This is a genomic window from Sporofaciens sp. St.21A7, assembly GCF_059728535.1.
On the sequence record NZ_BAAGFN010000001.1, the window covers coordinates 4,845,578 to 4,857,697 of the forward strand.

The window sequence follows — 12,120 nt, forward strand, 5'->3', positions numbered from 1 at the left end:
TTTCCTTCAAAAAATCATTTCTGCCCTAACGGGAAATGGCATGCCACATAATGCTCTGGCTCAAGTTCCCTAAGCTCCGGCGTCACATGCTTGCAAATCTCCTGGCAGTACTTACACCTTGTATGGAACTTGCATCCCTTCGGCGGATGTACCGGGCTTGGGATATCGCCCTCCAGCGGTACAATCTCCTTCTTCGCATCCGGGTCTGTGGTCGGGATTGCCGACAACAGCGCCTCCGTATAAGGATGCATCGGATGGTCGAACATGTTCTGGGAAGACGCAAGCTCTACGATGTTCCCCAGATACATAACGCCGATCCTGTCGCTGATATATTTTACGACGCTCAGGCCATGGGAGATAAACAGGTACGCAAGGTTCTCCTTCTCACCAAGGTCTTTCAGCAGGTTGACAATCTGCGACTGAATGGACACGTCAAGGGCGGAAACCGCCTCGTCGCAGACAACAAACTTAGGTTTCAGCGCAAGCGCGCGGGCAATACCGATACGCTGTCTCTGCCCGCCGGAGAACTGATGCGGATATCTGTGGAGCATGTACGGCGCAAGTCCGCATTCCTCCATCGTCTTCATGACATAATCCTGCATCTTATCATCATTCTTCGTGAAGAATCCATGGGCAAGAAGCCCCTCGCCGATAATCTGCCCTACCGTCATTCTCGGATTCAAAGATGAATACGGGTCCTGGAAAATCATCTGCATATCTTTCCTTAAAATACGCATCTCATGATTCTTCAGTCTGGCAAGGTCTACGCCTTCATCCCGGTACTCTTCGTATTTCCGGAAGGTCTCGTCTGAACCGTACTTGCTTCTAAGCGCGGTCAGCTTCTCTTCCGCTGCGCTTAATTCTTTCTCTTTTGCCTGAATCTCGCTTTTCTTATCCTTGCCCTCAGCCCGGTCTTCTTCCCTCAAATTCCTAAGTTCCGCGGCTATCCTGAACTTGTCCAGGAGCAGCCGCTCGGCCTCCTGCACGTTGTCAACGCCGTAGAACCCGCCGATAATCTGCACAAGGTCAAGGAACTCCTTATTGCACTCTTTACGGACATTCTCGCATTCTTCCTGCTTCACGAACTTCTCTGTGCCGTCTGCCATCTTCTCATATTCTGCCTTGAGCGCCGTAACTTTATTCTCTAACTCGCTAATCTTTTTCTTTCTTGCGCCAATGCTCTTTACCGTGACATTGACATAATCCGGGGCCATCTCCGTAAGAGAACGTCCATAGTACATGGTCTTCCCTTCGGTCTGATGATAAATCTGAAGCAGCGTCCTTCCGAACGTGGACTTCCCGCACCCGGACTCTCCAACCAGCCCAACCGTCTCTCCTTCGTATATGTCCAGGGTAATGCCGTCATTAGCACGGACATAAAGCTGTTCTTTCTGGAATAATTTCGTCTTCTTGATTGGGAACCATTGTTTCAGGTCCGTAATCCGCAACAGCACCTTTTTATCCTGATTCTTATTTTGCATGGCGCGCCTCCTTTTCCGGATAGAAACAGCGTACGAGGTGATTGCCCTCCACCTGCTCTAATGCCGGTTCTTCTTCTAAGCATCTGTCGGTAGCATACTTACAGCGGGGCGCAAACTTACATCCCTTAGGAAGATCCAGCGGATGAGGTACGGCTCCCGGAATTGCCTCAAGCCTCGTTCCCACCGGCGTATCCAGGCGCGGGATAGAAGTCATTAAACCTTCCGTGTAAGGATGTGAATATCCATTGTCCCTTGCAAATACCACATGCGCCGGACACATCTCCACAACCTGCCCGCAGTACATAACCGCCACGCTGTCCGCCATCTCATTGATAACGCCAAGGTCATGAGTGATGAAAAGGATAGATGTTCCTTTCTCACGTTTCAGTTCATTCATCAGATGCAAAATCTGTGCCTGGATGGTAACGTCAAGCGCCGTGGTCGGCTCGTCTGCAATCAGCAGACTCGGCTCACACGCAAGCGCCATTGCAATCATGACACGCTGGCGCATACCGCCGGAGAGCTGATGCGGGAACTGCTTCATGATAGACTCGGCATTGGGAATCTTAACCGACTTCAGCATCTCAAGGGATTTTTTGCTCGCTTCCTCTTTCGATATCTTCTGGTGAGTCAGATAAACTTCATTCAACTGTTTCTCAATCGTATACACCGGGTTCAGGCTCGTCATCGGCTCCTGGAAGATTACGGAAATCTCGTTTCCACGAATCTGATACATGTCGTTAATCGTACACTCTGCCAGATCGCGCCCCTTGAATGTAATCTTTCCGCTGTCAATGTATCCGTTGCCGTCAAGCAATTTCAGAATACTCATGGCAGAAACACTCTTACCGCTTCCGGACTCTCCAACGATTCCAAGGGTCTTACCGGCTTCCACCTGATAGGACACACCGTTAACGGCTTTTACGATTCCTTTTTTCGTCTTAAAAAATGTATGTAAATCGTCAACTTCTAATAAATACTCCATGACTCCCCCCTACCTTTCACTGGATTTTGGATCAACTGCTTTCCGCAGGCCGTCTCCGAAAAGGTTGATACTGATTGTACAAAGCGCGAGTGCGATAGACGGGAACACCCATCTCCACCAAAACTGTGAGATAACCTCCGATGAACGGCAGTTATTCAGCATATTTCCCCATGAAGGGATCGGCTCGCCAACACCAAATCCAAGGAATGACAAACCGGACTCAGTCAGCATACAGGTAGCAAATGCAAGCGTGGCATTAACAATGATGATTGTCATAACGTTTGGCACGATATGCCGGAAAATGATATTCCTCTCACGCACGCCAAGGGCTTTTGCCGCCGTAACGAACTCCTTCTGACGTTCTGCCAGTACCTGCGCGCGGACGATACCGGCAACGCCCGGCCAGCTCAAGATACCAAGGATTACCATAATCATAACGATACGCCCTACCTCCGATACCTTGTTTCCGATCAATGCCGACAGGATTAACGCCAACGGGATAAACGGCAGGGAGCCTACTACTTCCGCAATACGCATCAGCACGATATCAATCTTTCCTGCATAATATCCGGAAATACCTCCGACAATGATACCGATAATCAGGGAAATGATAACGGATACAAATCCAACCGTCATGGTCATCTGGCCGCCCTTTAATATACGCAGGGCAACGCTTCTTCCAAGGTTGTCCGTACCGAACAGGTAGCCTTTCAGTCCCCAGGTGGTAACGTTTCCGTCTGCGTCAATGGCATAATTCTGGTAATATTTGCTGGAAATACTTACAATATTCTTCAGCCCTGACGGGAGCTTCGCCTGTTTGTTATTGTTGCCGCCCCATGCTACGGCTGTACCGTCGTCAAGCAGCGCAACGGCATGGTTCCGTCCTGCCGCAAGACTGACCGCATGTCCTTCCACACCTTCCGGGATATCCTTGATATGATAGTCATTGCCGCCCCAGCAAACGATCGTACCGTCGTCAAGCAGCGCCAGCGCCGTCTTATCTGTCAGTACAAAGTCTTGTACTTTTCCCTGAATCTCATCCGGAATTGCGTCAAAAGCCGTCGCCCTCTTCGCAAGTGGGAGCAGCTTGCCGTCCTCTGTCAGCGCAAGGCCGGTCTGGATATTCGTTTTCACCAATTTTACATTCTCATCCTTTGCCCTGGAAGCCACAATATCAACTGTATTTTCATTTCCCCATTTTACAATGCTTCCGTCCTCCAGAACTGCAATTGACACTTGATACCCTGCTGCGATTGATTTTACCTTCTTATTCTGTACCTCCGCCGGAATCCGATTCAGGTTCATACGATTGAATCCCCAAGTAAATACTTTCCCCTCGTCATTCACTGCAAGGACATGATCCTGGCCGACTGCAATATCCTCGACCTTTCCCATGTCTGCCGGAATCTGTTTCAGACGGTCGGTTAAGCTTCCCCACTCATACACAACGCCGTCATTATCAATCCCCACGCCGAAGGTCGGCCCTACCCCTATCGCTTTTACATTGCCGTTCAGCTCCTTAGGGACAGAAAGAAATGAAAATCCCGGTCCGATATTCTTCTGTGTTGGGTCTTGATAGTTCATATCCTGTTTAAACCAAATAGGGAGAATGAAACACATCAAAAATATTACAATAAATACAAAAGCCGAACCCATAGCAATCTTGTTCTCGCAAAGGTTCTTAATAATTGTCCGAAAAGGACTCTGCATCTGTTCTTCTTCTAAAATAGAACGCTGCTTTTCTTCTTTTTTACCTTTTTTCAACATGTTCATTCCTCCATTACTCTAACTTGATTCTCGGATCTACCAGACAATAGCAGAGGTCTGTGATCAAGTTCGCCACAAGCGCCAGAAGTATATAGAACATCTGCATCGCAAGCGCAACCGTATAATCCTGATTCATAAGGGAATCGATTAACAGCTTACCTACCCCGTTCCATGAGAACAGTGTCTCGATAATGATAGAACCGCCAAAAATTGCTACGATTGACCCGACAACATATCCGGTAATCGGAATCAACGCATTCCGGAATGCATGTTTATAAATCACTGTCTTTTCCCGCAGCCCCTTTGCCCTCGCAGTACGCACATAGTCCATAGACAAGGCATCCAAAAGAGCGCCTCTGACGTATCTCGTAAGACCGCCGAGCCCTGCAAATACCATTACAAGCACCGGCAGACAGAGATGATACGCATAGTCTGTAAACGCCCGGAATCCGGTATAATTCGCTCCCGTCGTCACCATACCGCTGATTGGGAAGATTGGGAGCACAATCGCAAACAAGAAGATAAAGATCAGCGCCGTGATAAATGACGGAATACTGATACCGATAATCGTTGTCACCTGCACAGTCGTATCAAATGCCGTATTCTGCTTCACTGCCGCCTTGATTCCCAACGGAACTGTTATAAGAAACAGAAGCACATAATACACCACATTCAGACAGATCGTATTCTTCATCGGCGGACCGACGAGTTCAGTAACCGGTATCCGATGTACGGAGGAATATCCGAAATCGCCTCTCAGCAGATTCCCAAACCAACTAAAATACTGAATAATCAATGGTTTGTCCAACCCAAGCCTTGCTCTTGCCTGCTGATACAGCATCTCATATTCCTCAGGAGAAACGCTCATCTTCTGTCCTTCAACCAACATTCGCGCCGGATCTCCAGGAACCATTTTAAACAAGCCAAAAAGCAAAATGGACAAAATAAAGAAAACGACTACCATATAGGCAAGTCTTTTTAGTATATATTTAGCCATATGTAAAACCCCACTTTATTTTGATAAAAAGGGAGATAGCGGCTCGCCGTCTCCCCTTATTATGTCTATCCTGCTAAAACTTTTATTCCTCAATGTAAGCATCGAGAATGAAATACCACCAGTTATCATATGCGCGAGGAACAAAGTTCTTTAACTTAGGATTATAGAACCAGTACTGCGTTCCTGTCGTCATAACAACACCCGGCATCTTCTTGTTGATTTCCTCTTCAAACTTCACAAATAACTCGCGGAATTTCTCTACATCACCCGGCTCCACTTTCTGCATCTCTGCCGTAATGCTCTTCAATTCCGGATCACTTACACGATAGTAGTTCCAAAGACCCATTCTGTCCGGAGCGTCATCAAAGAAGTACCACCATGAGCTAAGTTCAGGTAAAACAACGGCGCAAGAGAAAACATGGTAAGTAGGATCTGATCCTTCGCGGTTCAGATGATTAACCAACTGCGCAAAGTCCATCTTCGTCCCTTCAAACTTCATACCAACCTTCTCGGCTTCCGGAGGAATTACTGTGTTGTAAAGGTTCGTAATTTCACTTTCACTGTATGCCCACTGAATCTCCAGCGGCATCAGCTCGCCGTCTACATCCTTATAACGTACCTTATCTGTACCTTCCTTGAACTCTTCCCCTTTTTCATTCAGCGTCCAGCCGCCGTCGATTAATTCCTGTTTTGCCTTGTCAATATCGTATGTATAATGTGTAAGATTCTCTTCAAGCTCACTCTTTGTCGCCTGATAGTCTTCCATCGCCTCCGTAGCAAGACAGTCAACAACGGAAGCATATCCGCCTGTAAGCTGCTTGTTCAACTCATCACGGTCAATAATATAAGCAAATGCACGGCGTACTTCCGGGAACTGAGCAGGTCCGAAATCACATGCAAAACGGAATTCATTTACAGAATCCAACGGTACAAGTCCATAGTTAGCCTTCAGGCTTCCGTCCTCTAACTTTGTTAAGGTAGAATCAATCGTCTCTCCCTTTGTCGTATTGAAAAAGTCAACGGAACCTTTCTCGAATTCATCTCTCCAAGTCTCTACCGCAACTGGTTTCGAGATGATGGACTGTACATGAGGCTTCGTTCCATCTGGTCTTCCGAGAAATTCTTCGTTAATTTCAAGTTCTACGGTCTCGGTGCTGACGTCAATACTCTTCAGCTTATAAGGTCCGCATACGACCGGTCTCTTATAACGGAAACCTTCGTTCGGATCAAGGAGCGTCTCTCTCAGAACATCTGTGGTGAACTTGTCGTTGAAGTAGCACCCGTTACCGTCGTCCAGAATATCTGTTCCCGGCGCAATTGCCGCCATCGGATCCGGTGTGTATCCGATATTGCCAAGTACATAATAGTCCGGAAGATTCTCAGCATCTACTGTCATAGAGAATTCATAATCCCCAAGAAGCCGAAGCCCTGTAAACTCTTTCTTGTCTCCGCTGTTGAACTCCGTGTAGCCAAGCAGCGGGCTTCCTGTTGTCGCATCACCCTCGCACTCAACGAACTGCTTAGAAGAACGCAGCATAATAGCGAATAGGTAATCTTTCGCTGTTATATCGGAACCGTCGCTCCACTTCAGATTATCATTGATCTCTACTGTATAGGTAATCGATCCGTCCTCATTCTCCTTCTCGTCATGGGACTTTACAACAACCGGGTTCCAGTCAAGAGTACGATCCCTCATTATATCTGTCAGACCGTAATCTTGCATCAACCTAATAAATCCTGTATTTGTCGCATTCGCCGACCATCCATCCATCATATCCGGCGATAAAGTCCCCGGTGAAATCTGTACGACAAACTGCCCTCCTACCGGCGCATCCTCCGGCGGAGCCTGCGGCTCTGCGGTCTGTTCTACGCCTACCTCGCTGTCTGCACTGCTCTCACTGCTGTCTTCTTTTCCTGATCCCGAAGATGAGTTGCTGCTTACACTCCCCCCGCTGCACGCCGCAAGTGAGAATGTCATAATTCCCGCAAGCAGACACGCAATTACTCTTTTTTTCATGTCTTTCTTTTCCTCCTTTTTTCCCTTTGAAACATAGTTTCAAAGATTATACGAGAATTTTAACACACTTGTTTATATTTTACAATAGCAACTAATATTTTCGTTGCTATTTGTCAATTTTTGTTATTTTTTCACAAAAATGGGGAGGATTTTTTGATTCTAAAGAAACTTCTGAAAATTGAAATATAGAATATATGCCAAACCTGTTTTAAAGTAAACAGTAAAAAAAACGATTTTATGCCAACAAAATTGATATTTTTTTCACAATTTTATCCTCCTTTTTATACATTTCACATAAATACATTTCCACTCTTCATTTGCTCTTTGCAAATGAACAAAACGCCCTTTTTGTACCTTTTACATAACTGAACAAAATCCGTCTATCTTTCCTATTAAAGTAAAAACAAAGTCACAGAACTTTTCCTTCTATTAAGAGTTCTGGGGCTTTCATTCAATGCGGATGACAGGACTTGAACCTGCACGGGAAGCCCACTAGATCCTAAGTCTAGCGCGTCTGCCAATTCCGCCACATCCGCATAAATGCTATCTACGGAAACACTTCCAAAGATAGCATTCTCACCTGAGCGTGCGGGGATTCGAACCCCGGACAACTTGATTAAAAGTCAAGTGCTCTACCACCTGAGCTACACGCCCATACCCTGGGCTAGTTGGATTCGAACCAACGAATGCAGGAGTCAAAGTCCTGTGCCTTACCGCTTGGCGATAGCCCAATAAAAGAAAAAAGGGTGGGTAATGGGACTCGAACCCATGATATCCAGAACCACAATCTGGCGCGCTAACCAACTGCACCATACCCACCATATATATTACTTATCGAACTATTCATTGTCCAACTAAGTATCACCTTATTCAATTGTGTGGTTCTAACGAGCCTGGGGGGATTCGAACCCTCGACCTACGGCTTAGAAGGCCGTTGCTCTATCCAGCTGAGCTACAGACTCATAAGACTAGCTCCCTAGACCTATCTTCTTAAAGCCTCTAAGCTGCTCGCCATTTGGCTTTAAAAAAGCGGGTGATGGGAATCGAACCCACGTATCTAGCTTGGAAGGCTAGTGTTCTACCATTGAACTACACCCGCACACGTATCGGGGTGACAGGATTTGAACCTGCGACCTCCTGGTCCCAAACCAGGCGCTCTAGCCAAGCTGAGCCACACCCCGTCACTATATACATCCCGGTATCTCCGAAGCCGTATCTCCGTGACACATCAGTTATTATATAGGACTATCCACCACTTGTCAACAACTTTTTTTCATTTTTGCTATTTTTTTACCGACATTTCCCAAATATCATAAATACTTCTGTTCGATCTCCACATTTCCCGCCTCATCCAGGTCCATCAGCATATAACTGGGCCTGCGCCCTTCCTGTCTTGGAAACGCCACGCTCCCCGGGTTCAGCGTAATCAGATTCTCCTCCCGCGTCAGGGACGGTCTGTGGGTATGACCGTACATCACGATATCCGCTCCCCGTTCCCTCGCCTCGTCCTTAATCCTCTCCTCATTCAGCGCCACATAATAATAATGCCCATGGGTAATAAAAATGTGGCGCCCCATGACCTCAAACTCTTCCTCCTGGGGCAAATCCGAGAAGAAGTCATTGTTCCCCCTGACAATATGGGACGGACAGTCCGCCAACGCCGCAATGTAATCCTCCCCTCCCTCGGTATCGCCAAGATGAATCAGCATATCCACCGGGCGGACTTCCTCAAGAATCCGCTCAAGGTTCCTGTGAGACTTATGTGTGTCGCTAACAATCAATATTTTCATAAGATACCTCTCATCCTTATTTTCTCTCCAGAATTGCCCGCATCTTCCTAAGCCCCTCTCCTCTGTGGCTCAGTTCGTTCTTCTTCTCGGGCGCAAGCTGTGCGCTCGTACATCCGTACTCCGGGAGAAAGAAAATAGGGTCGTAACCGAATCCATTCTCCCCGGCGCTCTCATATCCTATGATGCCCTCCATGACTCCCCGGACCACCTCACTGCTCCCGTCCGGAAATGCCGCCGCAATCGCACACACGAACCTTGCCGTCCGCTGCTCATCCGGCACCCCGGCAAGACGGTCAATCAACGCCTGGTTCTTAATGTCGTAAGAAGTATCCTCCCCCATGTACCGCGCCGAGTAAATCCCCGGCTCCTTGTTGAGATAGTCGATTTCCAGCCCGGAATCATCCGCCAGGACAATCGCCTCCTCAAACCCGGGAATCTTCCTCGCCGCTTTGGCAATCTCCGTCGCTTTTATCAGCGCATTCTCCTCAAACGTCGCGCCGTCCTCCACAACATCCGCTTCAATCCCAGCCTCCCGCTGTGAAAGGATCTCCGCGCCAAGATCCTCAAGAATCATACGGATTTCCCCCATCTTATGCTCATTTCCCGTTGCAAATATAATCTTTCTCACCATCTTATGCCTCCCCACTGCTACTGCTGCTCGCTCATCTTCCTGCCTGCATACTGATTATTCCGTTATGTACACAATCAGGAGATTTTACCCCACATCCCTCGGCCGTCTCGGCGGCTTCGGCCCTTGAAACTGATAAAAATAGGTCTTTAACATCCCGTTATAAATCTTACGGTTCTTGTCCGCCTTCCTCCCGAAATATTTCTCCGCATCTTCATAAGACGTAATCATGTACGCCGACCAGGAATCCAAACGGGCGAAACTTTCCCCGAACGTCCGGTAAAGCTCAGGCAATGCCGCTTTCTCCTCTAATCGTTCCCCATAAGGCGGATTCGTAATCACAAACCCATACTTCTTAGGATGGTTCAATTCCCTAACGTCCCTCTCCTGAAAATGTATCAGATGCCCGACGCCTGCCTCTTTCGCATTCTTTCTGGCTATCCGGATTACGGAACGGTCTGCATCGTACCCCTGAATATCCACTTCGATATCGTCACGAATCCTGTCCTGCGCTTCTTCCACCGCATCATACCACAGCTTCTTAGGAATCAGGTTCGTCCATGCTTCTGCGGTAAATGAACGGTTCATCCCCGGCGCAATATCCGCCGCTATCATCGCCGCCTCAATCGGGAACGTACCGCTTCCGCAGAAAGGATCTACCAATATCCGCTCCTTGTGCCAGGGCGTCAGCATAATCAACGCCGCCGCTAACGTCTCGGTAATCGGTGCTTTCCCGGACACCTCACGGTATCCCCGCTTATGAAGGGAGACCCCTGACGTATCAATCCCCACCGTCACCTCGTCTTTCATCAGAAACACTCGAATGGGGTATGCTGCGCCGTCTTCCGGGAAACGCTCCACATGGTATCGCTGTGAAAGTCTCCTGACCATTGCCTTCTTCATAATCGACTGTATATCGGAAGGACTGAATAACTGGCTCTTTACAGACGCGGCCTTCGCCACCCAGAACTTCCCATTACGGGGAATATAGGCTTCCCATGGCAGCTCCCTTGTCCGCTCAAATAACTCCTCGAACGTGACCGCCCGGAAACTTCCCACTTTCCACAGAACCCGCTCCGCCGTGTGCAGGAAAATATTGGCATAACACACAGCAGCGGCATCCCCGTAAAAGGTGACTCTTCCGTCTTCCACCCTGGCAATCTCGTATCCAAGCTCCAGAATCTCTCTTTTCAGCACCGCTTCCAGCCCAAAATGGCAGGGGGCGATTAATTCAATTCTATCCATATGGTTTCTCCAGATTTCTCTCTTAATCGTTACTTCTCCATCTTACTTTTTTCCCTATCTCTTGTCAATAAAAAGAACGCCGCATAAGACGATTTCTTATGCAGCGCACTTTCCGTTTTTGTCATTCTCTCTAACTTGCGTATTGTCATGAACCGATACAGGCTCTTTTGGCCTCCTGCGGCTTAGTAGTTGTCGCTGTAGTTCGTGCTGTTAGAGCTGGTGCTGTTAGAATTCTTGTTCTTAGAAGTCATGTTGGACGCATTCTTGTTAGATGAATTCTGGTTAGATGCGTTCTGGTTGCTTGCATTCTGGTTGGATGCGTTCTGGTTGTTTGCATTCTGGTTAGATGCGTTTTTGTTAGATGAACTATAATTCTTAGCCATGTCAATTCCTCCTAAATCATTTTTGTTACATGGCTATTATGTCCGCCAGACAATGTTTTATGTATGATTTTTGAAAAAAATTTATTTATAAAAATTTTTATATTTTTATAAATTTTATCTTGCAATTTCACTCATACTATACTATACTAAGATGTGTAGAAAGGATACTTTCTACAACCCCTTATTAATTATTTATACTCCCCTCAAAAGATCGATGGCTCCCCCATCGATCTTTTACTTTTATTCTTCGCCTTTCTTTCATCGCCGCCTGCCTCCTATCAGACGCACGATCAGCATAATAATCAGAATCGGAACGACAATCGGTGCAAGGAGAGAGAAGATTCCTCCGATTACAGCAACCACCAGCATGACAATTCCCAGTACGCCTAAAATTACAAGCAGCTTCTTCCACCATGAATCCACGCCGATTACCCGGATACTGGAATTCTGCTTTTGCTGCCCATTTCCATAACCCTGCTGTGCAGGATCGTATGTATAACCCTCCTGCCCGCCGCTTGTATTCTCCACAGACTCAATAATCGTCCTGGCAATCGCCCAGGGATCTCCCAGTTCCTCGATTACAGCCGCTTCACTGCGACCCTTCCTGACCTCGTCGCTGATATATCCGTCATAATAATTAATATTGTCCTGTATCACGGAACCGCTCAAGTCATTTGCCAAGGCATGTCTCATTTTTTCCAAAAATTCATATTTCGTCATCGTAGTTCCCCCTAAGCCAGATTACTTTCTTCTTATATAATATTCATGCAGCCTTCGTACCTATATCTGCCGCACACATAAAAACCTTGCACTTAGAATATCACATA

General features: G+C 47.2%; 10 protein-coding genes and 7 tRNA genes. All 17 read right to left on the reverse strand.

Annotated features, from left to right (window positions below):
* Positions 1-14: 14 nt before the first annotated feature.
* Positions 15-1,481 (reverse strand): ABC transporter ATP-binding protein, encoded by a 1,467-nt coding sequence (locus tag AC6I3O_RS24065; RefSeq protein ID WP_497853042.1) that lies wholly within the window; start codon positions 1,479-1,481, stop codon positions 15-17.
* Complete coding sequence (locus AC6I3O_RS24070; RefSeq protein WP_497853043.1) at positions 1,471-2,466, reverse strand: ABC transporter ATP-binding protein; 996 nt, start codon at positions 2,464-2,466, stop codon at positions 1,471-1,473. The genes AC6I3O_RS24065 and AC6I3O_RS24070 overlap by 11 nt, the downstream gene beginning before the upstream one ends.
* Before the next feature lie 9 nt (positions 2,467-2,475).
* Complete coding sequence (locus AC6I3O_RS24075) at positions 2,476-4,233, reverse strand: ABC transporter permease subunit (RefSeq protein ID WP_497853044.1); 1,758 nt, start codon at positions 4,231-4,233, stop codon at positions 2,476-2,478.
* 13 nt (positions 4,234-4,246) lie between these two features.
* A complete protein-coding gene (locus tag AC6I3O_RS24080) occupies positions 4,247-5,230 on the reverse strand; it encodes an ABC transporter permease (RefSeq protein WP_497853045.1) in 984 nt (327 codons plus the stop codon).
* A gap of 82 nt (positions 5,231-5,312) precedes the next feature.
* Positions 5,313-7,247, reverse strand: coding sequence for an ABC transporter substrate-binding protein (locus AC6I3O_RS24085; RefSeq protein WP_497853046.1), 1,935 nt, complete (start codon positions 7,245-7,247; stop codon positions 5,313-5,315).
* 455 nt (positions 7,248-7,702) lie between these two features.
* A tRNA-Leu gene (locus AC6I3O_RS24090) sits at positions 7,703-7,783 on the reverse strand.
* A gap of 45 nt (positions 7,784-7,828) precedes the next feature.
* Positions 7,829-7,901 (reverse strand) — tRNA-Lys (locus AC6I3O_RS24095).
* A gap of 5 nt (positions 7,902-7,906) precedes the next feature.
* A tRNA-Gln gene (locus tag AC6I3O_RS24100) sits at positions 7,907-7,978 on the reverse strand.
* A 14-nt stretch (positions 7,979-7,992) separates the two neighbouring features.
* Positions 7,993-8,066 (reverse strand) — tRNA-His (locus AC6I3O_RS24105).
* A 69-nt stretch (positions 8,067-8,135) separates the two neighbouring features.
* Positions 8,136-8,209, reverse strand: a tRNA-Arg gene (locus tag AC6I3O_RS24110).
* A gap of 66 nt (positions 8,210-8,275) precedes the next feature.
* Positions 8,276-8,346, reverse strand: a tRNA-Gly gene (locus tag AC6I3O_RS24115).
* 7 nt (positions 8,347-8,353) lie between these two features.
* A tRNA-Pro gene (locus AC6I3O_RS24120) sits at positions 8,354-8,428 on the reverse strand.
* Positions 8,429-8,557: 129 nt separating this feature from the next.
* On the reverse strand, positions 8,558-9,037 hold the full coding sequence (locus AC6I3O_RS24125) for a metallophosphoesterase family protein (RefSeq protein ID WP_497853047.1): 480 nt from the start codon (positions 9,035-9,037) through the stop codon (positions 8,558-8,560).
* Between the two features lie 16 nt (positions 9,038-9,053).
* A complete protein-coding gene (rdgB, locus tag AC6I3O_RS24130; protein WP_497853048.1) occupies positions 9,054-9,668 on the reverse strand; it encodes an RdgB/HAM1 family non-canonical purine NTP pyrophosphatase in 615 nt (204 codons plus the stop codon).
* An 84-nt stretch (positions 9,669-9,752) separates the two neighbouring features.
* Positions 9,753-10,910, reverse strand: coding sequence for a THUMP domain-containing class I SAM-dependent RNA methyltransferase (locus tag AC6I3O_RS24135; RefSeq protein ID WP_497853049.1), 1,158 nt, complete (start codon positions 10,908-10,910; stop codon positions 9,753-9,755).
* A 182-nt stretch (positions 10,911-11,092) separates the two neighbouring features.
* A complete protein-coding gene (locus AC6I3O_RS24140; protein ID WP_497853050.1) occupies positions 11,093-11,293 on the reverse strand; it encodes a hypothetical protein in 201 nt (66 codons plus the stop codon).
* A 258-nt stretch (positions 11,294-11,551) separates the two neighbouring features.
* Positions 11,552-12,013 carry a DUF1700 domain-containing protein gene (locus AC6I3O_RS24145; RefSeq protein ID WP_497853051.1) on the reverse strand — a complete coding sequence of 154 codons (462 nt, stop codon included), beginning with the start codon at positions 12,011-12,013 and terminating at the stop codon, positions 11,552-11,554.
* Positions 12,014-12,120: the final 107 nt, after the last annotated feature.